Genomic DNA, 23,058 nt, shown 5'->3' on the forward strand with positions numbered 1-23,058 from the left:
GGAACGGTAGAAGACACGAGACAACCCCACCAGCCCCGAACCACCAGCTCAGAAGCTCCCTGGAAAGGATCCGCACCCATCGAGGATGGTTGGCAGGTCCGCCCGCGGGTGACCTGCCGCATCCGCGTCGGAGGCTACGATTCCTACTCCACGATTCGGCCCAAAGCCATCGGGCGGCTGGACACCGGGTAGAAGGTGCGCTCGTTCACGCCCCACCAGTAGCCGGTCGGCCGATTGTCCACGGTCTGGACGAAGATCCAGCCACGGCCCGCGCCGTTGTACTCCTCGCCCTCGTCGATCCCGTCGTAGTCGGGGACCGCCCGCGTGTCCGGGTACGCCATGTAGGAGGAGTTGGCGCCGGCGGTCTGCGCGGCTCCGTGCGGGTTGCTGGTGCTGTCGATCACGCGTACGGCCCACTCGGTGGTGGCCGGGTTGCCGTCGCGGTCGTACAGGTGCTTGTCCTGGACGATCATGACGTGGCCGGTGGTCTCGCCGCTGCCGCCGCTGCCGCCGTCGAGGTACTTGATGGCGATGATGTCGCCCTGGCGGAGGATGCTGAAGCTTCCGATGCGGGCGTAGTGGTCGGAGACGGACGCCCCCTTGATGGTGTCGTAGTAGTCGGCGGCGTATGGGCTGGTGCTGCCGTAGGACGCCTGGAAGTAGCTCGGCGTGGCCCAGGAGTAGGTGTGCTTGAGGACCTCGGTCAGGAACGACGCGCAGCGGCTCCGGTTGTGATAGCTAATGGGGATCCCGTTGGTGCCCCAGGTGAGCAGGGGGGTCGAGTTGGAGTAGGTGTTGAGGGCCGACTGGCTGGGCCAGGCGATCGCGTTGAGGTTGCCGGCGAGTTCGTTCGCCTCGTGGTAGTGGGTGTCGGGGTAGGTGTACGCCGCCGCGCTCGCGGGGGTGGCGGTCAGGGTTGCTGCCGCGACGGTGGCGAGGCCGGCGATGAGTGCTTTGCGGAACACGGGTGTCGGTCCTTCAGATCGTGCCTGAGCGGGATGTGCCGCAGGCGAGTGGCTGTTCGTATCGCGTTGAGAATCGCAGTTGGCGCCTGCACCGACCGCTCCAAAGAGCACGGGGTGGTTGTGCATTTATCCGCTGACAGCCTGAGCGGTGCGTTGGAACGGCTAATGATCCACCTGAGCGCGCGCCTGGTCGGCGTGGTCCCCGTCCGTCCAGGCGCGCCGCTCCCACCGTGGCGGCTCAACCGGCTCAACGAGCGCCACCTGCCCGCGCTCCGGCCGGCCGAGCTGCTGCTGTCGGGATCATCCCTTCAGCAGGAGGGTCCGCAGGCCGTGCGGATCGACGGGTTCATCCTCAGCATGGCCCAGATCTTCGAACGTTTCCTCACCAGGCAGCTGACCACGGCGCTTCTGCCGTACGGCTTGCGCTGCGCTGCCCAGCAGAAACACGGGCTCGACAGCCAGGGGCGGGTGCCCACCTCGCGAGTGCTGTGGCCGCGCTGGGTGAGCGGGTTATGGCTCGATCACCAGAGTGGTGATCTTGTCGTTGTCCAGGTGGAAGCGGAAGTGCAGGTCGACGGTGCCGCCGGGGAAGTCGCCCTCCAGGTGGTGGACGGCGTCGTAGCGCCGGTCGTCGATCTTGGCTGCGGCGATGAGGTCGATGGTGTAGGTGTACTCCGAGGACGACTGGGCCAGCCAGTCGCGGATCTCCCGGCGGCCGGTGTACGTGCGGCCGTCGTCGATCACGGTCGAGGTGTCGGTGTAGTACGCCATCGCGACGTCGAGGTCACGCGCGTGCTGAGCGGCGAGATAGGTGGTGATCGCGGGGGGAAGCTCGTCCTTGGCGATGTGGGTGGCGTGGTTCCAGTCAGTGGTTTCCACGCGTTGACCATGGGTTCTTCCCCGGGGAGAGGGTCAAGCGCTGGACTCTCCGGCTGGGGGAGGGTGCACAGTGGGAGGTATGCGTACGGTGGAAGGCTTTCCCGTCCGGGCAGATGGCAGCAGCGGTCGGGGAGAGCTGGTCATGGGTGCACCGCTGCCCGTACGAGGGTGAAGTCGAGATCCGGTGGGTAGCGCTCGAGCCCAGCCAAGTACGCCGTGCTGAGTCCGGAACGCGAGGACTACCTGCGGACGCAGATCGCGCACCGATTAGGTTACCGCGCCGCGCCCGTCTGTACGTGTGAGATCGACTCACGAGAGGCTGGCACGATGCGGAAACTGATCTTCGGCATGAACCTGAGCCTGGACGGCTACATCGCCGCGCCCGGCGACGACCTCGGCTGGAGCGTACCGAGCGACGAGCTGTTCCAGTGGTGGTCCGACCGGGTGGGGGCGACCAGCCTGGCGCTGTACGGGCGCAAACTGTGGGAGGCGATGAGCTCCCACTGGCCGACCGCCGACCAGCAGCCCAGTGCCACACCGGCGCAGATCGAGTACGCCCGCCGCTGGCGGGACATGCCGAAGGTGGTGTTCTCCTCGACGATCGACAAGGTCGACTGGAACACCCGCCTGGTCACCGGCGACGCGGTCACCGAGATCGCCCGGCTCAGGGCCGAAGACGGCGGCCCCATGGACATCTGCGGCGCCACACTTGCCGCAGCGGCCATGCGGGCCGGGCTGATCGACGAGTACGTGCTGGTCACCGCACCGGCCTTGCTGGGCGGCGGCACGCCGTTCTTCACGGCCCTGGACAGCTGGGTGAACCTGAACCTGGTGGAGACGCGGACGTTTCCCGGCGGCGTGGTGCTGACCCGATACGAGACGAGGCGATGAGCACTGGCCAGATGCTCGGCTCGTGAGACCAGGTCCAAATCCTTCCTGGCGTGCTCACCGTGACCCTCGGCTATGAGGGAACCTTCCCCGGGCCCTTCCTTGCGTTCCGAGTGAGCTGTTGACCGACTTGCTGGAGATGAGGGACGACAGCGTCGTTGATCGTGACGATGTTCTTCGGGCATGAAGATGCCCCGCCGGCAACGCCGGCGGGGCGGTGGGGTTCGCGTTGCCGCGTTGGTGTTCAGCTGGTCGGGGTGCTCATTCCGCGGTGACTCCGGTGACGGCGGCCCGCGCACTGGACTCGTCGACGATGGGGCCTTTGTCTGATCACAGTGTGGCAAAGCCGACGAGCTGCTCTACGACATCCGCACCGCCCGGATGCTCGGCCAGCTCCTCGGCCGCCGCGCCCGCGGGCCGATCTTCCTGTCCGCGCGCGTCGCCCCTGACGACGGCACCGCGCCCGTACGTGACGTCGACCCGGCCAGCCGCCGCCGACGCATGACCTACCGCACCGCCGAACGCCACCTCGGCGCCGCCACCGACGGCTGGAAACTGCACGACCTGCGCCACTCCCGACTCACCCACGCCGGCGAGGACGGCGCCACCGAAGCCGACCTGATGAACCTCTCCGGCCACGAAGACCGCCGGACCCTCCAGCGCTACCTCAAGCCCAGCAAAGAAGGCACCCAGCGCCGACTCGACGGCATCGAGGCCCGGCGCGGTACCTGGACACCCAGCGCCGACGAACTCGCAGACCGCATGACCACCCGGTGATCGTGCCGCCTGCCCGGTCGGATCATCGCTGGTCAGCGCCATATCCGCCCGATTTCGGCGAGTACTACGGGGACCCCTGGCGGGCCGCCCGAGGCGATCATTACCGGGATCAGCACCAGGATGGTGTACAGGCCGAGCGTGAGCGGCAGGAACCGGGACGGCCGGGCCCAGACTCCCGCGCGGATGATGGCCACGCCGACGGTGACCAGGCCGGTCCCAATCAGGATCGGGGAGACGCTGAACAGCGTACGTCGCCGAGGTTGCCCGGCCAGATCACCTCGGCCGCGGCGATGATGAGCTGACCGACGATCGCGCTGGCCAAGCTCACCCGGGCGATGCGGCCGTGGCCACCGGCGTCTGAGAGTGCCAGGGTGCTGCGGCGGTCGCGGGGGGCCGGCACGCTCCAGGCGGTCGAGGATCTCAGCCGCGGCGGACGACGAAAGAGAAGGCAAGAAGGTCTGCCTCCTTGCCACTTCCAACGTATAGCGCGCAGGGGGGCTTGCGGCAAGACCCGGGTCTTGCCGCAGAATCGGCGGCCGGACACAGCACCAACGAGGAAATGGGGGGCGCGACCAGACATGAGGACGTGCCCAAAAAGAGGTTCGGCACAGCTCGAGGCGCCGGCGATTCGACCGGCCGGTGCAGGGCAACGGAGCACGGCCGCTTCGGAGGTATCGCAATGATCGAGCAGTACGTGTTGGATCTTCAAGAGGTTGACGAGAGGCAGGTCGCGGTCGTTGGCGGCAAGGCCGCGCACCTGGGCGGGCTATCGCGGATCGAAGGCATCCGTGTGCCGGCCGGGTTTTGCGTAACGACGGCCGCCTTCCGGCGGATCATGGCGGAAGCGCCGTCGATCGACGATCGGCTCGATCAGCTGTCGCGCCTGAACCCGGATGACCGGGAGGCGATCCGCACGCTCAGCGCGGAGATCCGCCGGACCATCGAAGGGATTGCCGTCCCGGGCGATCTGGCGGCGGCGATCACCCGCGCGCTCGGCGAGCAAGCCGCCTACGCCGTGCGATCCAGCGCGACGGCAGAGGACCTGCCGACGGCATCCTTCGCCGGCCAGCAGGACACGTATCTGAACGTCGTGGGACCGGCGGCGATCCTCCAACACGTCAGCCGGTGCTGGGCGTCGCTGTTCACCGAGCGGGCCGTGACCTACCGCCTGCGGAACGGCATCGACCACCCTACGGTCCACATGGCCGTGGTCGTGCAGCAGATGGTCTTCCCGGATGCGGCCGGCATCCTGTTCACGGCCGACCCCGTCACGGGCAACCGGAAGATCGCCACCGTGGAAGCCGGCTTCGGCCTCGGAGAGGCCCTGGTTTCCGGCCTGGTGAACCCGGACGTCTTCAAGGTGCGCGACGGCGAGATCGTCGCCGCGGCGGTCGCCGCCAAACAGCGTGCCGTTCACGCCCTGCCGGCCGGCGGGACGCAGGAAGTGGCGATCGACCCGCAGCGGCAGGAGCAGCCGACTCTGACGGATGCGCAGGTCGTGCGGCTCGTGCAGCTCGGGCGGCGAATCGAAGCGCATTTCGGCCGCCCGCAGGACATCGAATGGTGCCTGGTCGAGGATGACTTCACGATCGTGCAGAGCCGGCCGATCACCACGCTGTTTCCCATCCCGGCGGCCCTCGACCGGGAGAACCACGTCTACCTCTCCGTTGGCCATCAGCAGATGATGACCGACCCCATGAAGCCACTGGGGCTTTCCATGTGGCAGCTGACGGCCATGGCGCCGATGCACGAGGCCGGCGGGAGGCTGTTCGTCGACGCCACCCGGCGCCTGGCCTCGCCCGCGAGCCGCGCCGCCCTCCTGGAGATGGTGGGGAGATCCGATCCGCTGACCAGGGACGCGCTGGAGACCGTCCTCGACCGCCACGACTTCGTCCCGACGCTCCCGGAGGCAGGTCCCGGCGGGCCGCCGGCCAGCGGCGCGTCCGCCCCGATCGAGACCGATCCGGCCACCGTCACCGAGCTGATCGAGCGCAGCCAGGCCTCCATCGCCGCCCTGCGGCGCGACATCCGGACGAAGACCGGACCGGCGCTGTTCGACTTCCTGCTGGAGGCATTCCAGGAGCACAAGCGAGCCCTCGGTGATCCATTGAACATGCAGGCGATCATGGCGGGGATGGAGGCCACCTGGTGGCTCAACGACCAGCTGCAGGAATGGCTGGGCGAGAAGAACGCGGCCGACACCCTCACGCTGTCCGCCCCCGGCAACATCACGTCGGAGATGGGACTGGCGCTGCTCGACGTCGCCGACGTGATCCGCCCGCATCCGGAGGTGGTGGCGTTCCTGCAGGGTGTCCAGGACGACGGCTTCCTGGACGCGCTGCCGAAGTTCGCAGGCGGGACCGAAGCGCGCCACGCCATCGAGGCCTACCTCGACCGGTACGGCATGCGTTGCGTCGGCGAGATCGACATCACGAGGCCGCGTTGGCGCGAACGCCCCACCACGCTCGTGTCCGTGATCCTCGACAACGTCAGGAACTTCGAGCCGGGCACCGCCAAGCGGCGCTTCGAGCAAGGACGGCAGGAGGCGCAGAAGAAGGCGCAGGAGGTGCTCGAACACCTGCGGGCCCTGCCGGACGGGGAGCACAGGGCCAACCAGACCAAGCAGATGATCGACCGGGTCCGGACCTTCATCGGCTACCGGGAGTACCCGAAGTACGGCATCGTCAGCCGCTACTTCGTCTACAAGCAGGCCTTGCTGGCAGAGGCCGAGCGCCTCGTGCAGGCCAACGTGCTCACCGAGAAGGAGGACGTCTTCTACCTCACGTTCCAGGAGTTCCACGACGTCGTGCGCTCGAACCGGGTGGATGACAAGCTGATTCAGCAGCGCAAGGACGCGTTCCGGTCATACCACGCGCTCACGCCGCCCCGGGTGCTCACATCTGACGGCGAGGCCATCGCCGGGGCATACCGACGCGACGACGTGCCGGCCGGCGCCCTGATCGGCCTACCGGTCTCCGCTGGGACCGTCGAAGGGCGCGCCCGCGTCATCCTGGACATGGCCCAGGCTGATCTCGAACCGGGTGACATCCTCGTCACGGCTCACACGGACCCGAGCTGGACGCCTCTCTTCGTCGCCATCGCAGGCCTGGTGACGGAGGTCGGAGGATTGATGACACACGGCGCGGTGATCGCACGGGAGTACGGCCTGCCGGCTGTCGTCAGTGTGGTAGATGCCACCCAGCTGATTCCCGACGGGCAGCGGATCCGCGTGCACGGAAGCGACGGGTACGTTCAGATTCTGCTTGACTGATCCCGAAGTACTCGACACCCTCCGCGCCTATCCCAGTTCTTTATAGGTATTATCGTGGCGTTTTATCCTTTGTGGGAGGATTAGTCACTATTTGAATTTCGTTTTGGCGTGTCACTTGTTCGGTACGTGTCGGACACGTACAAGTGGATCAGGGGACCGTTGAATCGAGGATGGCCATAATGGGCAACCAGTTCTATGCCGCGAGCGGCACCGGCTCTCGCGCTCCATCGATTCAGTTGCCCAAAGGCGGCGGGGCGATTCGCGGTATCGGCGAGAAGTTCGCCGCGAACCCGGTCACCGGCACCGGTTCGATGTCGGTGCCCATCGCCACCAGCCCAGGCCGTTCGGGCTTCGGCCCGCAGCTGGCCCTGTCCTATGACTCCGGCGCCGGTAACGGCCCGTTCGGCTTCGGCTGGAGCCTGTCCCTTCCCTCGATCACCCGCAAGACCGACCAAGGCCTGCCGCGATACCACGACGCCGTTGAATCGGACGTCTTCATTCTCTCCGGTGCCGAAGATCTGGTGCCGGTGCTCGTTCAGAACGCACCGGGCGAGTGGGAACGGGAGAACCTGCCGCCGCGAACGGTGAACGGATCCAGCTACCGGATCGACCGATACCGCCCGCGTATCGAGGGCCTCTTCGCCCGTATCGAGCGCTGGACGAATACCGCCGACATCACCGACGTGTTCTGGCGCTCGATCTCCAGCGACAACATCACCACCTGGTACGGCAAGACCGCCGACAGCCGCCTCGCCGACCAGAGCCGCATCTTCAGCTGGCTGATCTGCCAGAGCCACGACGACAAGGGCAACGTGATCGTCTACGGCTACAAGTCCGAAGACTCCGCGCGAATATTCGAAGACGCATCCGGTAATCCGATTGCCAAGGCCCATGAAGGCAACCGCACGGATGCCTCCCGTACCGCCCAGCGTTATCTCAAACGCATCCGCTACGGCAATCGTTCGCCTTACTTCCCTTCGTTGAATGACGCCGGACCCCCAGATGGAAGCGACGCCTGGCACTTTGAGGTCGCCTTCGATTACGGAGACCATGACGCCAACACGCCGACCCCCGACGACCCGGGCGCCTGGCCCGCACGCAAGGATCCATTTTCTTCCTATCGCGCCGGCTTCGAGGTCCGCACCTACCGGACCTGCCAGCGCGTCCTGATGTTCCACCACTTCCCAGCTGAAGCCGGGGTGGGCCGCGACTGCCTGGTGCGCTCGATGGACTTCGCCTACTCCGATGAAGTCGACCCCACCGACGTCCGCAATCCCGTCCATACCTTCCTGCGATCCGTCACCCAGACCAGCTACCGCCGCGACAACGGCGGCTACGACCAGCGCAGCCTGCCACCCATCGAGTACGAGTACACCGAACCCACCGTGCGGGAAACGGTGGAGGAGGTGGATCCGCAGAGCGTGGAGAACCTCCCCGTTGGTCTGGACGGCACTGCCTACCGCTGGACTGACCTGCACGGCGAGGGCATCCCAGGCATCCTCACCGAGCAGGCCGACGCCTGGTTCTACAAGCGCAACCTGAGCTCCATCCCGGCGAAGCTGCCCGACGGCAGCGAGGCGGTGAAGGCCCGGCTGGCTCCGCTCGAAACCGTCCTCCTCAAGCCCAGCATGGCCCTGAGCGACGGGGCGGAGCTCATGGACCTGGCTGGCGACGGCCGGCCCGACGTCGTCGTCACGACAGGCCCGATCCCCGGCCTGTACGAACACGACGACGCCAATGGCTGGCAGTCCTTCCGCCCCTTCACCTCCCATCCGAACCGCGACTTCAGCGACCCGAACCTCAAGTTCGTCGACCTGGACGGCGACGGCCGCGCCGACGTGCTCATCACCGAAGACGACGCCTTCGTCTGGCACGCCTCGCTGGCCGAGAACGGCTTCGGCCCGGCCAGACGCGTCGCGCAGGCACTCGATGAGGAGAAGGGCCCGCGGATCGTCTTCGCCGACGGCACGCAATCCATCTACCTGGCCGACCTCTCCAGCGACGGCCTGACCGACATCGTGCGTATCCGCAACGGCGAAGTCTGCTACTGGCCGAACCTGGGCTACGGCCACTTCGGCGCCAAGGTGACGATGGACAATGCGCCCTGGTTCGACCACCCGGACCAGTTCGACCACAAGCGCATCCGCCTGGCCGACATCGACGGCAGCGGCACCGCCGACATCATCTACCTGCACCGCGATGGTGTGCGCCTGTACTTCAACCAGTCGGGCAACAGCTGGAGCCAGCCGTATCCGCTGAAGGCGTTTCCCCGCGTCGATGACCTGGCCAACATCGTGCCCACCGATCTGCTCGGCAACGGCACCGCCTGCCTGGTGTGGTCCTCGCCCCTGCCGGGCGAGGCGGGGCGGCCGATGCGCTACGTCAACCTGATGGGCGGCCGTAAGCCGCATCTACTGGTCAAGGCGATCAACAACCTGGGCGCTGAGACCAGGATCGACTACGCCCCCTCGACCCAGTTCTACCTGCAGGACAAACGCGACGGAAAACCCTGGATCACTCGACTGCCGTTCCCGGTGCACGTGGTCGAGCGCGTCGAGACCATCGACCAGGTCAGCCACAATCGTTTCGTCACCCGATACGCCTACCACCACGGTTACTTCGACGGTGTGGAGCGCGAGTTCCGCGGTTTCGGCATGGTCGAGCAGTGGGACACGGAACAGTTCGCGGCCCTGGCCGGCGGTGACAACATCGCGGCCGCATCCCACGTGCCTCCAATCCACACCAAGACCTGGTTCCACACCGGCGTTGATCAGGTCTTCGATTACCTCGGCGAATATTTCCGCGAACCGGGTCTGACCGACGCCGAAGCTCGCGATCTTCTGCTGCCGGACACCGTGCTCCCGGCTGGACTGACGCGCGAAGCTTGCCGCGCCCTCAAGGGGTCGATGCTGCGCCAGGAGGTCTATGCCGACGACGCCGGACCGGAACAGCCCCAGCGTTCCCGCACGCCGTACACCGTGACCGAGCAGAACTTCACCGTTCGCGCCCTGCAGCCCCGGGGCGCCAATCGCCGCGCCGTCTTCTTCACCCATGCGCGCGAGGTGATCAGCTACCACTACGAGCGCGACGCGGCCGATCCGCGGATCCAGCACGCGCTGACGCTGGAGGTCGACGACTACGGCAACGTGCTCAAGCAAGCCGCCATCGGCTACGGACGCCGCACCCAGGTTCGCACCATTGAGGCGCGACTGGTGCCCAATCCCGGGCTGACCGGGCTGCCCGCGACCGATCAGGCCAAGCAGACCACCCCGCTGCTCACCTATACCGAAAACCGCGTCAGCAACGCCATCGATTCGCCCGACACGCATCGCAACCCCCTGCCCTGCGAGGCACTCACCTTCGAGCTGACGGGCTACCCAGCCACCGGGCCGGCCGGCCGTTATCAGGCCTCCGATCTGGTCGAACCGGATCGCCTGCGGCACAAGTTCACCGCTCCCGAGGTCGCCTACGAGGACACCGCCACCGGCGACCAGCGCCGCCGTCCCATCGAGTGGCTGCGTATCCTCTATCGCAGCGACGATCTCGCCGGCCTCCTGCCCTTCGGTGAGGTGCAGCCACTCGCCCTGCCCGGCGAGAGCTACCGGCTCGCCCTCACCCCCGGCCTGCTCGCGCGGGTCTTCCAGCGACAGCCGACCGAGCCCTTGCTGCCCGAGCCCGCGGCGGTGCTCTCCGGCCAGGGCGGCTACCTGCAGAGCCAGACCCTCAAGGCGGACGGCCGCTTTCCCGCGAGCGATCCGGACGATCATTGGTGGATCCCCTCGGGACGGTCCTTTCACAGCACCGATCCCGCCAACGAGCTGGCTCAGGCCCGGCAGCATTTCTTCCGTCCCCGGCGCTACCGCGACCCCTTCGGCCAGGACACGCTCGTCGACTTCGACGTCTACGACCTGTTGACGGTCGAAACCCGCGACCCACTCGGCAACCGCGTCACCGTGGCGGCCAACGACTACCGCGTGCTGCAGCCACGTCTGGTCAGCGACCCGAACCGCAACCGGACCGAGATCGTCTTCGACACGCTGGGCCTGGTGGCGGGCACCGCACTGATGGGCAAGCCACTGCCCGCGCTGGTGGAAGGCGACACGGTCAACGGTCTCGGCACCGACCTCACCCCCGTCGAGCTCGACCGCTTCTTCGCCGCGGCCGATCCACTCGCGAGTACGGCGCTGCTGCAAGATGCCACCACGCGCGTCATCTACGACCTCGACCGATTCCGCCGTACTCGGCAGGCCAACCCCGACGACCCGACGAAATGGCGACCAGCTTGGTCCGCCACGCTCGCCCGCGAAACGCACGTCAGCGCGCCACTGCCGCCGCAGGGCCTGAAGATCCAGCTCAGCTTCTCCTACTCCGACGGCTTCGGCCGCGAGATCCAGAAGAAGATCCAGGCCGAGCCGGGACCACTCGACGCCAGTCCACGCTGGGTCGGCAACGGCTGGACCATCTTCAACAACAAGGGCAAGCCGGTCCGCCAGTACGAGCCCTTCTTCAGCGCCACGCATGACTTCGAGTTCGGCGTCACGGTCGGCGTCAGCCCCGTGCTGTTCTACGACCCGGCCGGGCGCGTCATCGCCACGCTGCACCCGAACCACACCTACGAGAAGGTGCTGTTCGATCCCTGGCAGCAGACCAGCTACGACGTCAACGACACCTGCGTCGTGGGCGACCCGCGCACCGACCCCGACATAGGCGGCTACGTCACTGAATACTTCAGGACGCAGCCCTCCACCTGGCAGAGCTGGCACGCCCAGCGCATCGGCGGCGAGCTCGGGCCGGACGAGCGCAATGCCGCCCTGCGCGCCGAAGCACACGCCGACACGCCCACCACCGGGCATTTCGACGCGCTCGGCCGCCCGTTCCTGACCGTGGCGCGCAACCGCGTCGTCTGCCCCGGCCACGACCTCGACGGCAGCCAGGACAGCTTCGCCACCCGCGTCGAGCTGGACATCGAAGGCAACCAACGCGAAGTGCGCGACTCCCTCGGCCGCGTCATCATGAGGTACGCCTACGACATGCTGGGCAACCCCCTCCACCAGCTCAGCATGGAGGCCGGCGCACGCTGGATGGTGAACGACGTGGCCGGCAAGCCGATCCGCGCCTGGGACAGCCGCGGCCACAACTTCACGACCACCTACGACGAACTGCGGCGCCCAACCGAGCAGACCGTACGCGGCACCACGGCGGCTTCCGATCCGCGCACCCTGAACCGCGACGTCCTGGTCGACAAGATCGAGTACGGCGAAGGTCAGGCCAACGCCGAAGCGCTCAACCTGCGTACCCGCATCTACCGGCACTTCGACTCCGCCGGAGTCGCCACCAACGCGCGGCTGGACACCAACGGCGACCCCACCGAGACCTACGACTTCAAGGGCAACCTGCTGTACGGCACCCGCTGCCTGGTCAGCGACTACACGGCCATCCCCGACTGGCGGCTGAATCCGGAGCTCGACGACGAGAGCTTCGAGAGCGGCACCCGCTACGACGCGCTCAACCGCCCCATCCAGTCCATCGCCCCGCACAGTGACACCGCCCCCAAGCGGAACGTCATCCAGCCGGTCTTCAACGAAGCCAACCTGCTGGAACGAGTGGACGTGTGGCTGGAGCGCGCCGCCGAACCCACCGCGCTCCTCGACCCCGGCTCCGAAGCGCCGTCGCCGGTGGGCGTCGCCGGTATCGGCTACAACGCCAAGGGCCAGCGCCTGCACATCGCGTACAAGAACGGCGCCGGCACCTCCTACAGCTACGACCCGCTCACATTCCGGCTCACTCAGCTGCTCACGCGCCGCGACGACCCAGGGCTGCAGAACCTGCGCTACACCTACGACCCCGCCGGCAACATCACCCACATCCAGGACGACGCCCAGCAGACCATCTACTTCAGGAACCAACGCGTCGAACCGAGCAACGACTACGTCTACGACGCCGTCTACCGGCTCATCCAGGCCACCGGCCGCGAGCATCTGGGCCAACTGGCGAGCGGCGAACGCAAACCGCCGACGGCACCGGACGGCTTCAACGCCTTCCCCGCACGACTCGACCACCCCGGCGACGGCAACGCCATGGGCGCCTACACCGAGCGCTATGTGTACGACGCCGTCGGCAACTTCCTGCAAATGCGGCACCGTGGCAGCGACCCGGCACATCCCGGCTGGACGCGTACCTACGACTACCTCGAACCCAGCCTGATCCCCGGCCCTCTGCCGACGACCAGCAACCGCCTCAGCCGCACCAATCTCAGCCCGCTCCAGATCGAGCCGTACCAACACGACGATCACGGCAACCTGGTCCGGATGCCGCACCTGGGCGGCGGACAGCCCGGACCCAACATGCACTGGGACTACAAGGACCAGCTACGCCAGACCGACCTGGCCGGCGGCGCGGCCTGCTACGTCTACGACGCCTCAGGCCAGCGCGTACGCAAAGTATGGGAGAAGGCGCCGGGCCTCACCGAAGAGCGCATCTACCTCGGCGGCTTCGAGATCTTCCGCAAGCACGATGGCGCCATGGCCGCCCACACACCCACGCTGGAACGCGAGACGCTGCACGTGGCGGATGGCCGGCAGCGCATCGCCTTGGTGGAGACGCGCACACTCGACCCGCGGGCCAACGACCCAGGACCCCGGCAACTGATCCGGTACCAGTTCGGCAATCACCTCGGCTCGGCCGGCCTGGAACTTGACGATCAGGCGCAGATCATCTCGTATGAGGAATACACCCCCTATGGCAGCACCACCTACCAGGCCGTCCGCAGCCAGACCGAGACCCCCAAGCGCTATCGGTACACCGGAAAGGAACGGGACGAGGAAACCGGACTCGCCTATTACGGAGCCCGCTACTGTTCCCCGTGGCTCGGACGCTGGACGAGCTGCGACCCTGTGCGCGGCGCCAGCCAGCTCTACGCCTTTGTTCGGAACAATCCAATCCGCCTGGTGGACCCGGATGGAAATGAGGACAAGCCGCCGAGTCAGGACGGCTTCCTCGCCAAGGCCGGACGGTTCGGGGTAGGCATTGTGAAGGGCGAGTACAAGGCGGCCAAGGAATTCGTCCTGGGCTCGGCCGAGGCCGTGGGGACGATCATGCGGCCGCCTCCGGAAAAGACCGTCCTCCCCATCGCCGAGGTTCGTCCCGAAGCAGCGCAGGAACACGCCCAGGAGCTGATATCCGACGCCAAAGCCAAGGGTCTGGTCGCTCTCGGAGTGGTCGCCGGCCCTTTCCAACTCGCGGCGAAAGCAGGGGAGAACCTGGCCGACTCCGTCTCGGCGGCAAAGCGCGGTGACGCCGGGGGAGCCGGGGAGAAACTGGGGGAGGGCGTGGTCAACGCGGGGCTCGCCATCGGCTCCGCGATCGCGCTGGCGAAGGGCGTCAGGGGGGTCCTACCGGAGGGTCGCGCGCCAACGGGCGGCGCTCCGAAGGGCGGCGCGAAGCCCGGGGCGATGAGCGGCGGACCGGAGTTTCGCACCCAACCCATGTCCCCCGTCGAACAAAGCAGGGCAGCCGCTCAGGCCGAATCCGTGGCGCGGAGGCTCGGCATTCCCCAGGAACAGGTGGGCATCAAAGGCCGTGGCCCCTCCGGCACCGTGGGCGGCGAATACCCCGACCTCAGAGGACGCGGATTCAACCCGCAAGGCAAGACCATGGGCAGCAATGAATTGGGCGAGGGAGTCAATCTCGACGCCGCGCTCTACGAGAATGTCGAGAACTGGCCGGAGCTGAACCGGACCAAATCCTTCGACGTAAGGGCGCAGGCGATTCTGACCCACGAGTACCTGGAGTTCAGCTTGGGAGATGTTCCGATTGAGCAGCGCCATGCCCAGGCTGTCCGGATCGGACGCGCCATCGGTGACCCGGCTCAAGCCCATCTCATACCCGAGTCGGTACGACCGATAGTTGAGAAACTGAGCCCGCAAGCCATCGAACTGTTGCACACGATGCCCGAGGAGCCACTCAGGCAGCAGCACCGATGACATGTCCAAACGGTACGTTCTCACCGGCAACCGGCTGGCAATCACCGCCGCGGACCCGACCTCCGGACAACGCTGCTCCGGGAACTGCGGGATGTACCTCCGGAACCGGTAACGGCTCAGGCCCTGCGTCGCTGGCACAGTCAGACGTCTGGGTCGCGGACTCCGACGGGGTCGTGACGCCAGAACGGCTCGGAGTAGACCAGCGTCCCCGTCAACCACGGCTCGTACGCCGCAAGCCTGATCACCTGGAAGGCGGCGTCGCGATACGCAGGGACGGCCGTCGCGAGACAGGTCGGACAGAGCCTTCCACTGCGCGCGCCAGCCGCAGTCCTCGATCGTGATGGTCCAGTCCCCGATTCGCCTCACAGTGATGACCTCTGGGTGGGAGAGGGCGACGCCAGTAGCACTGCTGCGCGCGTTCCTCCCCGTCATCACCGCCCTGGCTGAGCTGCGCGCAGCGCTCGCCCGCGGCCGCCGGCGAAGGCCTTCGTGACCCACTCCCCGACGCTGGTCAGGACAGGTCAGGCTCACGCGGACAATTCGGCCGATCTGGCGCCAGGTAATTGCTATCGCTTCTTAAATTTGGCAATCTCGCGCATTTTCTCTAGCCTGTCAACGTCCGTTTCGATAACTTCGAGCAGATCGGACGCGGCATCACCGGGTCCGATGAAAAGCTGCCGATAAATAATCCATAAGCCCTTGCGAACCAATGTCCGACACTCGTGACCGAGATTTGGTTTTCCCTCTACTACCGCCTCTGGGCCGGATTCGCCGGACGCGATTTGATAAAGCAACTCGAGAGCGCCAACCCTGGCCGGAAAAGCAATGTCGTCAGCCAGGCCAGCGAGTAGAGCACCGATGACGGCCGGGGCGGAGCTGTAGAGCGCTTGCTGGACTACGACGCGGTTCTCCAGCCGCCAGTAGTACCGATCTACCTCATCCCCGGAGACACTCTCCAGCATGCCGCGAACGGCCGCGGGAACTTGTTCAGCCGTGCCTCCACATGTGTAAAGTTGTGCCCAGTCGTAACGACTCAACTCGGCTTCGACGAGTCTACTCACCATCGAACGCACCTCCCGGATTGCTACGGGGGAGCATATCGGGATACCTGGACTGACACCGTACGCAGGGCGGTATATAACGCCATTCCAGCTCCTCGGTTTCCCTGTTATTGCGCCAACCATAGGCATTGGTCAAACTAGTTGCCCCTTGCTCCACTGCATGATCTTCGGCACATGCTTGCGGACCTTTACGTCACTGTCCAGCCCCGCAGGAGCGGGCTACGCTATCAACTACACCCCCCGTACTGTCATTTCACTATCAACTACGGGGGCGCACAATCAACTTGAGACGCGCCAGACAAAGAGTGTCTGGCGCCGCGCTATTTGATAGCGGCACCCACCGCTGACCTGCGCACTATCAAATAGACGGATGTCAAAGCAGCGGCCGAACGGCATTCAACGTGATAGCGCGATCCGAACGCGGTTCGGGTGAGCGAACTACGATGCCCGCCGGGTTGATAGCCCAACAACTACCTGCCTCGCGCTCCCTCCGCCCAGCGGAGACGGGGCGGCCGGGACTTCGCCCAAGCATCTTCGATGCGGGTGTTGGGTTTCTCAGCGACCCGACATACAAGCCCGCCGACACGGATTCAGGGCGGATACAACCTGCCCGGCCAGCACCGCCATGCGATCGACCCACGACGCGAACGACTCGCCAGGCGCAGGAGAGACCACCAACGCCAGCCGCCGAGGCCAGACTCCCATGCCCCTCCTCCACCAGTCCGGGACACCCGTCGTATCGGCGTCACTGCCATATCCACTGCCAGTTCCTGTTCCGTACTGCCAACTCGAACGTCGCCAGACGTTGAGGAATCCGGGAAGGCAGCTGTTGACACATCAAATGAACGCTCTTTTAATTCGTGCATGGGGCGTATCGCGGGCGTCACCGCCGCAGAAACCCGTGAGCGGCTGCTGACAGCGGCAGCCGAGGCTTTCGCTCAGCGCGGCTACGACGGCACGCGGGTGACCGACATCGCCGCCGCCGCGGGAGTGAGTAACGGCGCGCTCTACGCGCACTTCGGGTCGAAGGGCGAACTCCTGGTGGCCGCGTTGAGCGCGCACGGGCCGCGGCTGCTGGCCGACCTGTTCGCCGCCGACCCGGATCAGCCGATCGCGGATCTGCTGCTCGTCGCCGGGCGGCGGCTCCCGCGCCGGCGCGACGACAACGGCTACCTCATCGTGGAGGCGCTCGTCGCGGCCCGGCGGGACGAGGACGTGGCCCGGCCGATGGGCGGTTATATCGGGCATCGGGCCGGGTGGCTCGCCGGGCTCGTCCGCGCCGCCCAGCACGGCGGCGAACTGGACGACGGGCTGTCGGCGGACGCGCTGGCCCATTTCTGCCTGCTGCTCGCGATGGGCAGTGCGCTCATCCCGCCCAGCCTGCACGAGGTCGACGAGGACGAGTGGGCCGCGCTGCTCACCCGTTTCGTCACCGCCCTCGCCCCTGCCGAGACCACCGCACCGAGGGGAGCCCCGCAGTGAAAGTAAAGATCAACGCCGAGCGCTGCCAGGGACACGGCCGCTGCTACGACCTCGCCCCCGGCCTGTTCGGCGACGACGAAGAAGGTTACGGCCAGGTCCTCGGCGACGGCGTCGTGCCGCCCGGCGAGGAGCAGACGGCGCGACTGATCCTGGCCAACTGTCCGGAAAGAGCGATCGAGATCCTCTAGGGAGGCAGCACATGACCGTCGACGACCGTTTCGAGCAGGACCTCATGGAGACGGTGCGGGACCGGGTGATCGACCCGCGCAGTGCGATCATCACCGGGCCCGTCTCCGACTGGGCGACCGACTTCTCCCATGCCGAGCCGGAGTGGGCCGCCGATCCGTACCTCATTCAGGATGAGTTGCGGGAGCGGTGCCCGATCGCGCACACCGAGCGGTTCGGGGGCGGCTGGCTGCCGACGCGCTATGAGGACGTCGCGGCGATCGCGTACGACACCGACCGGTTCTCGTCGCGGGCGATCATCATGAGCAATGTCCGGCCGCCGCTCGAACTCGCGCCGGTGGGCGGGGTGCCGCCGATCTCCTCCGACCCGCCCTTCCACCACGACGCGCGCAAGCTCCTGCTCCCGGCGTTCACCAAGACCGAGGTGGCCAAGCAGGAGCAGGCGACGCGGGCGTTCTGCCACGCGCTCATCGACGAGTTGCAGGGGCAGCCGGTCATCGACGCCGCCCGCGACTACGCCCAGCACATTCCGATGCGCGTCATCGCCGACATGCTCGGCTTCCCGCCGGAGGACGGCCCGCAGTTCCGCGAGTTCGTCGAGCACGCGCTCGAAGGCGTCAACGCCCCGCCCGAGGAGCGCGTCCCCCGGATCCAGAAGCTGTTCGACTACCTGCTCACGCAGATCCGCGACCATGTCGACAACCCGCGCGACGACCTGACCACCTACCTCATCAATATCGAGTTGTACGGCCAGAAGCTCGCGCCGACCCACGTCGCCGGCACGATGTCCCTGCTGCTCATCGCCGGTATCGACACGACCTGGAGCGCGATCGGCGCGTCCCTGTGGCACCTGGCGAAGACGCCGGCCGACCGCGAGCGCCTGGTCGCCGAGCCCGGCCTGCTGCCGACCGCGATCGAGGAACTGCTTCGCGCGTACGCGCCGGTCACGATGGCCCGCCTGGTCAAGGCGGACATGCACTGGAACGGCGTCGACATGAAGGCCGACGACTGGATCCTGCTGTCGTTCCCCGCGGCCAACCGCGATCCGGCCCAGTTCGACCGGGCCGGCGAAGTCGTCATCGACCGCGAGATCAACCGGCATGCCGCGTTCGGTCTCGGCATCCACCGGTGCGCTGGCTCCCATCTGGCGCGGATGGAGCTGCGGATCGCCCTGGAGGTCTGGCTGGAACGCTTTCCGGACTTCAGCCTCGCCGACCCCGCCGCGGTGACCTGGGCCACCGGCCAGGTCCGCGGACCACGCACCCTCCCACTCCGAATCGGCTGACCGGGGGCTCACTCCGCCCGTAAGGCACTGTGCGGATGCTCGGCACCTTGGCCGAGGTCCCTTGGATGTTCCCTCCGGCGCGATGGATTTTGACTCGCGAGATTCCATCTATTATTGTCGATTAACGATGAATGAGTCGATAGGGCCGCTGGGCCGAGCCGAGGCCGTGGAGTACGCGAGCTGGTTCAAGGCGCTGGCCGACGCCACCCGGATCCAGATCGTCTCCCTGCTGGCCAGGAGGCGGGAGCCGATGACCGTCGGCGAGATCGTCGCCGCGTCGGGGGTCGGGCAGTCGACGGTCTCCCACCATCTGAAGATCCTTGCCGATGTGCGGTTCGTGCTGGTGGAGCGGCGGGGCACCGCCGGCCTGTACCGGATCAACGGAGAATGCGTGAGCTGCTTCCCCACCGCCGCCGACGTGGTGATGGGCAACCCCGTTCCCGTCACACCCACCTGTGAGTGAGGAAGACGCCATGGCACAAGAGATGGCACACGAGAAGGTCATCGCCCGCTACTCCGCCCTGGCCCGTGCCGCACTGGACGGTGCGAGCGTGGTCGACTGCTCGGCCGAGGAGTTCGCGCAGGGCGGGTTCGGGACCGTCGGTTACGAGGACACCTCGCAGCTGCCCGATGGGGCGTTGCGGGCCAGTCTCGGTTGCGGCAATCCGGTCGCCGTGGCCGAACTGCGCGCCGGGGAGAGCGTGCTGGATCTGGGCTCGGGTGGTGGCATCGACGTGCTGCTGTCGGCGCGCCGGGTCGGCCCGTACGGCAAGGTATACGGCCTGGACGCCAGCCCCGACATGGTCGAGCTGGCCCGGCGCAACGCGCGGGAGGCCGGCGCGGGCAACACCGAGTTCCTGCACGGCAGCATCGAGGCCGTCCCGCTGCCGGAGCGGGCGGTGGACGTCGTCATCTCCAACTGCGTGATCAACCTGTCCAGCGACAAGGCGGCCGTGCTGGCCGAGGCGTACCGGGTCTTGAAGCCCGGCGGCCGGTTCGGCGTCAGCGACGTGGTCAGCGACACCGCCCTGGACGACGAACGCCGGGCGGCGGCCGAGCGACGGATCGGCTGCGTCGCCGGGTCCCTCACCGTTCAGAAGTATCGTGATCTGCTGCTGGCGGCCGGATTCGTCGGCGCGAGCATCACCAAGACCGCCGACCACGGCGACGGCGTGCATTCGGCGATCATCCAGGCGCGCAAGCCCGCCATCTCGCCCGGTCTGGAGATCCGCCCGATGCGCGACGCCGACGCCGGGCAGGTGCTGGCCATCTACCAGGCCGGCCTGGACACCGGCCAGGCCAGCTTCGAAACCGTGGCTCCCGGCTGGGATGCCTTCCTGGCGGGCAAGCTGGCCCGGCCGCGGTATGTGGCCGTCGACACCGAGACGGGCGGCGATGGTGAGGTTGTCGGCTGGGTGGCCGCCGCGCCGGTCTCGGCTCGCCCGGTGTACGCCGGGGTGGTCGAGCACAGCCTCTACGTCCACCCGGCCTGCCAGGCCCACGGCATCGGCCGGGCCCTGCTGACCGCCTTCATCGCCGCCTGCCAGGACGCCGGGATCTGGACGATCCAGACGGGGATCTTCCCGGAGAATCTCGCGAGCCTGTCCCTGCACCAGGCGCTCGGCTTCCGCGTGGTCGGCACCCGCGAACGCATCGGCCGCCACCACGGCCTTTGGCGCGACGTCCTGCTGCTGGAACGGCGCACCGGTCCCTGAGGGCACGCCGCCGCTTCGAGATCGATTGTGTCAAAATAGATGCTCATTGATATCGATTGATCTCGATAAGGACGTGTCGTGAAGGATCTCCCCCCGCTGGCCTGCTGCTCGCCGCTGGCCCGCGAACCGCTGGACGACCAGCGGTCGGCCGAGCTGTCGCGGGTGTTCAAGGCGCTCGGTGACCCGGTGCGGCTGCGCATTCTGTCGATCGTGGCCGCGCATGAAAACGGTGAGGCGTGCGTATGCGATCTGACCGCCGCCTTCACGCTCTCGCAGCCGACCATCAGCCACCACCTGAAGGTGCTCAAGGAGGTGGGCCTGCTCACCAGCGAGCGCCGCGCCTCCTGGGTGTACTACCGCCTGGTACCCCAGACGCTCATCGACCTCTCGGGCCTACTGGCCGCACCCGAGCAGGTGAACCGGTGATCTCTCTGTCCCGCCGGCTGCTGGCCGAATTTCTGGGTACGGGCCTGCTGGTGGCCGTGGTCGTGGGCTCGGGCATCATGGCCCAGACCCTGTCCCCGGGTCAGATCGGCCTGCAGTTACTGGAGAATTCCACGGCCACGGTGTTCGGTCTGGCCGTGCTGATCGTGGTCCTCGGGCCGGTGTCGGGCGCGCACTTCAACCCGGTGGTGTCGATGGCCGACTGGTGGCAGGGACGCCAGAGCGGAAACGGCCTGTCGGTTCGCGAGCTGGGCGGCTATGTCCTGGCCCAGGTGCTGGGGGCGATCGGCGGCGCGATGCTGGCCAACGCCATGTTCGCCGAGCCGGTCGTCACCTGGTCGGTGACCGAGCGGTCCAGCGCGGCTTTGTGGCTGGGCGAGGTGGTCGCGACGGCGGGCCTGATCCTGGTGATCTTCGCGCTCACCCGTTCCGGCCGTACGGCTGTAGCGCCGATGGCGGTGGCCGCCTACATCGGCGCGGCCTACTGGTTCACTTCCTCCACCAGCTTCGCCAACCCGGCCGTCACCATCGGCCGCGCCTTCTCCGACACCTTCGCCGGGATCGCCCCCGCCTCCGTCCCCGGCTTCGTACTCGCCCAGCTGGTCGGCGGGGTCGTCGGCTTCCTGCTGGTCCAGGGGCTGTTCGGCCGTCCGGGCGCTGATGTGCCGGAGCCGGTGATGGGGGATTCGGCGGCCGGTCGCTGATCCGTTCACCTGCCCGCCACCAGATCGCCGTTTGACGCGTTCAAATCCAGTCAGCGAATATTGAGTCAATGGACGCTGACTGGATTGAGGCGGTGGCGGCGCGGGCCCGGGTGCACGCCGCGCTCGGGGACCCCGCGCGGCTGTCGATCGTGGACCGGCTCGCTCTGGGCGACGCATCGCCGGGCGAGCTCGGCCAGGAACTGGGCCTGGCCACCAACCTGTTCGCCCATCACATGAAGATCCTGCACGAGGCGGGCGTGGTCGAGCGGCACCGCTCGGAAGGCGACCGGCGCCGCACCTATCTGCGGCTGATGCCGGGCAGCCTGGACCGGCTGCTGCCCGCCCCGCTGCGGCGGGCTCCCCGGGTGGTGTTCGTGTGCACCCACAACTCCGCCCGCTCCCAGCTCGCGGCGGCCCTGTGGCGGCGGCGCAGCGCGGTGCCCGCCGCCTCGGCCGGTACGGTTCCGGCCCAGCGGGTCAATCCGCAGGCGGTCGAGCTCGCCCGCCGCCATGGGCTGAACCTGGACACGGCCCGAACCACCCACCTCCACGACGTGCTGCGGCCCGATGACCTGGTCGTGGCCGTCTGCGACAGCGCCCACGAACAACTCGGCGACCGCGACCGCCTGCACTGGTCGATCCCCGACCCCGTCCGCGCAGACACCGACGCCGCCTTCGAACACGCCTTCACCGACATCACCGGCCGCATCGACCGGCTGGCCCCCGCCATCCAATCCCCGCAGGAGTAAGTCATGCCCGAGACCTACCAGCGTGCCGGCCTGAGCGTCGACCAGCAGCACGCCCTGCTCACGGCCGCCCGTAACCTCGGCGACCAGTTCACCGGCACCTTCAGCACCGAGACCATCGAACGTTTCCTGCACACCAGCTACGACCAGTTCGCCGAGAAGGCCGTCATCCCCACCTTCCTGCCGCTGCTGGCCGAACGCTTCGCCCGCCAGCGCCTGACCGCCCTGGCCCGGGTAGAAGGCAGCGCTGACGACGGCCTCCCGATCGTGCTGTTCCTATGCGTGCACAACGCCGGACGCAGCCAGATGGCCATGGGCTTCTTCGCCCACCTGGCCGCAGACCGCGCGGTGGCCTGGTCGGGCGGGTCGGAGTTCGCCGGCGAGATCAACCCCGCCGCCGTGGCCAGCATGGCCGAACGCGGCATCGACATCTCGAAAGAGTTCCCGAAGCCGTGGACCGAGGAGATCATCCGTGCCGCCGACGTGGTGGTCACCATGGGCTGCGGCGACGCCTGCCCCATCTACCCCGGCAAGCGCTACCTGGACTGGGAACTGGACGACCCCGCGGGCAAGAGCGCCGAGGATGTACGGCCGATCCGCGATGAGATCGAACGCCGCGTCCGCGCCCTCCTGGACGAGCTCCACGTCCCCGCCTCCTGACCACGACCTGACC

General features: G+C 67.4%; 18 protein-coding genes and 1 pseudogene. 14 read left to right on the top strand and 5 right to left on the bottom strand.

The genetic code is table 11. The features are described 5' to 3' along the window. Positions 1–143 precede the first annotated feature (143 nt). Complete coding sequence (locus Acor_RS35295) at positions 144–965, bottom strand: hypothetical protein (protein ID WP_155341120.1); 822 nt, start codon at positions 963–965, stop codon at positions 144–146. Between the two features lie 165 nt (positions 966–1,130). On the opposite strand from Acor_RS35295, the pseudogene Acor_RS46515 reads away from it, so the two are divergent. Next, positions 1,131–1,394: pseudogene (locus tag Acor_RS46515) on the top strand (5-methylcytosine restriction system specificity protein McrC); the annotation flags it as partial. Positions 1,395–1,475: 81 nt separating this feature from the next. On the opposite strand, the gene Acor_RS35300 reads toward Acor_RS46515, so the two are convergent. After that, a complete protein-coding gene (locus Acor_RS35300) occupies positions 1,476–1,844 on the bottom strand; it encodes a nuclear transport factor 2 family protein (protein ID WP_218034678.1) in 369 nt (122 codons plus the stop codon). Between the two features lie 327 nt (positions 1,845–2,171). Between Acor_RS35300 and Acor_RS35305 the strand changes: the two genes are divergently transcribed. Together Acor_RS35305 and Acor_RS35310 are read left to right on the top strand one after the other, a co-directional pair. Further along, positions 2,172–2,735, top strand: a complete 564-nt coding sequence (locus Acor_RS35305; protein WP_155341121.1) for a dihydrofolate reductase family protein — start codon at positions 2,172–2,174, stop codon at positions 2,733–2,735. Positions 2,736–3,113: 378 nt separating this feature from the next. Then, on the top strand, positions 3,114–3,509 hold the full coding sequence (locus tag Acor_RS35310) for a tyrosine-type recombinase/integrase (RefSeq protein WP_155341122.1): 396 nt from the start codon (positions 3,114–3,116) through the stop codon (positions 3,507–3,509). 32 nt (positions 3,510–3,541) lie between these two features. Here Acor_RS35310 and Acor_RS35315 read toward each other — a convergent pair whose 3' ends face one another. Next, positions 3,542–3,703, bottom strand: coding sequence for a hypothetical protein (locus tag Acor_RS35315; RefSeq protein WP_155341123.1), 162 nt, complete (start codon positions 3,701–3,703; stop codon positions 3,542–3,544). A gap of 26 nt (positions 3,704–3,729) precedes the next feature. Then, entirely contained in the window at positions 3,730–3,909 is a 180-nt protein-coding gene (locus Acor_RS43645) for a hypothetical protein (RefSeq protein ID WP_218034679.1), read from the bottom strand. Positions 3,910–4,188: 279 nt separating this feature from the next. Between Acor_RS43645 and rph the strand changes: the two genes are divergently transcribed. Beyond that, complete coding sequence (gene rph / locus Acor_RS35320; protein ID WP_155341124.1) at positions 4,189–6,780, top strand: rifamycin-inactivating phosphotransferase; 2,592 nt, start codon at positions 4,189–4,191, stop codon at positions 6,778–6,780. A gap of 179 nt (positions 6,781–6,959) precedes the next feature. Continuing rightward, positions 6,960–14,762: a SpvB/TcaC N-terminal domain-containing protein gene (locus tag Acor_RS35325; RefSeq protein ID WP_170317237.1), complete on the top strand. Its 7,803-nt coding sequence runs from the start codon at positions 6,960–6,962 to the stop codon at positions 14,760–14,762. A 566-nt stretch (positions 14,763–15,328) separates the two neighbouring features. On the opposite strand, the gene Acor_RS35330 is transcribed toward Acor_RS35325, so the two are convergent. After that, on the bottom strand, positions 15,329–15,826 hold the full coding sequence (locus Acor_RS35330) for a hypothetical protein (protein WP_155341126.1): 498 nt from the start codon (positions 15,824–15,826) through the stop codon (positions 15,329–15,331). 861 nt (positions 15,827–16,687) lie between these two features. On the opposite strand from Acor_RS35330, the gene Acor_RS35335 reads away from it, so the two are divergent. From Acor_RS35335 to Acor_RS45035, 9 genes are all read left to right on the top strand, one after another. Continuing rightward, a complete protein-coding gene (locus Acor_RS35335; RefSeq protein ID WP_155341127.1) occupies positions 16,688–17,305 on the top strand; it encodes a TetR/AcrR family transcriptional regulator in 618 nt (205 codons plus the stop codon). Then, positions 17,302–17,493, top strand: a complete 192-nt coding sequence (locus Acor_RS35340; protein ID WP_155341128.1) for a ferredoxin — start codon at positions 17,302–17,304, stop codon at positions 17,491–17,493. Before Acor_RS35335 ends, Acor_RS35340 begins: the two co-directional genes overlap by 4 nt. An 11-nt stretch (positions 17,494–17,504) precedes the next feature. Continuing rightward, a complete protein-coding gene (locus Acor_RS35345; protein WP_155341129.1) occupies positions 17,505–18,776 on the top strand; it encodes a cytochrome P450 in 1,272 nt (423 codons plus the stop codon). Between the two features lie 127 nt (positions 18,777–18,903). After that, positions 18,904–19,239 carry an ArsR/SmtB family transcription factor gene (locus Acor_RS35350; RefSeq protein ID WP_155341130.1) on the top strand — a complete coding sequence of 112 codons (336 nt, stop codon included), beginning with the start codon at positions 18,904–18,906 and terminating at the stop codon, positions 19,237–19,239. Between the two features lie 10 nt (positions 19,240–19,249). Then, positions 19,250–20,491 carry a GNAT family N-acetyltransferase gene (locus Acor_RS35355; RefSeq protein WP_218034680.1) on the top strand — a complete coding sequence of 414 codons (1,242 nt, stop codon included), beginning with the start codon at positions 19,250–19,252 and terminating at the stop codon, positions 20,489–20,491. A 78-nt stretch (positions 20,492–20,569) separates the two neighbouring features. Then, positions 20,570–20,917 carry an ArsR/SmtB family transcription factor gene (locus Acor_RS35360; protein WP_155341131.1) on the top strand — a complete coding sequence of 116 codons (348 nt, stop codon included), beginning with the start codon at positions 20,570–20,572 and terminating at the stop codon, positions 20,915–20,917. After that, positions 20,914–21,639 (top strand): MIP/aquaporin family protein, encoded by a 726-nt coding sequence (locus Acor_RS35365; protein ID WP_218034681.1) that lies wholly within the window; start codon positions 20,914–20,916, stop codon positions 21,637–21,639. The genes Acor_RS35360 and Acor_RS35365 overlap by 4 nt, the downstream gene beginning before the upstream one ends. 68 nt (positions 21,640–21,707) lie before the next feature. Beyond that, positions 21,708–22,388, top strand: a complete 681-nt coding sequence (locus Acor_RS35370) for an arsenate reductase/protein-tyrosine-phosphatase family protein (RefSeq protein ID WP_155341132.1) — start codon at positions 21,708–21,710, stop codon at positions 22,386–22,388. Positions 22,389–22,391: 3 nt separating this feature from the next. Then, a complete protein-coding gene (locus Acor_RS45035; RefSeq protein ID WP_155341133.1) occupies positions 22,392–23,045 on the top strand; it encodes an arsenate reductase ArsC in 654 nt (217 codons plus the stop codon). Positions 23,046–23,058: the final 13 nt, after the last annotated feature.

Origin of the sequence: Acrocarpospora corrugata, assembly GCF_009687845.1 — a bacterium.
Lineage (GTDB): Bacteria > Actinomycetota > Actinomycetes > Streptosporangiales > Streptosporangiaceae > Acrocarpospora > Acrocarpospora corrugata.

Coding starts and splice junctions, on each gene's coding strand:
- Acor_RS35305 (WP_155341121.1), top strand. CDS start 2,172: ATGCGGAAACTGATCTTCGGCATGAACCTGAGCCTGGACGGCTACATC.
- Acor_RS35310 (WP_155341122.1), top strand. CDS start 3,114: ATGCTCGGCCAGCTCCTCGGCCGCCGCGCCCGCGGGCCGATCTTCCTG.
- rph (WP_155341124.1), top strand. CDS start 4,189: ATGATCGAGCAGTACGTGTTGGATCTTCAAGAGGTTGACGAGAGGCAG.
- Acor_RS35325 (WP_170317237.1), top strand. CDS start 6,960: ATGGGCAACCAGTTCTATGCCGCGAGCGGCACCGGCTCTCGCGCTCCA.
- Acor_RS35330 (WP_155341126.1), bottom strand. CDS start 15,826: ATGGTGAGTAGACTCGTCGAAGCCGAGTTGAGTCGTTACGACTGGGCA.
- Acor_RS35335 (WP_155341127.1), top strand. CDS start 16,688: ATGGGGCGTATCGCGGGCGTCACCGCCGCAGAAACCCGTGAGCGGCTG.
- Acor_RS35345 (WP_155341129.1), top strand. CDS start 17,505: ATGACCGTCGACGACCGTTTCGAGCAGGACCTCATGGAGACGGTGCGG.
- Acor_RS35350 (WP_155341130.1), top strand. CDS start 18,904: ATGAATGAGTCGATAGGGCCGCTGGGCCGAGCCGAGGCCGTGGAGTAC.
- Acor_RS35355 (WP_218034680.1), top strand. CDS start 19,250: ATGGCACAAGAGATGGCACACGAGAAGGTCATCGCCCGCTACTCCGCC.
- Acor_RS35370 (WP_155341132.1), top strand. CDS start 21,708: ATGGACGCTGACTGGATTGAGGCGGTGGCGGCGCGGGCCCGGGTGCAC.
- Acor_RS45035 (WP_155341133.1), top strand. CDS start 22,392: ATGCCCGAGACCTACCAGCGTGCCGGCCTGAGCGTCGACCAGCAGCAC.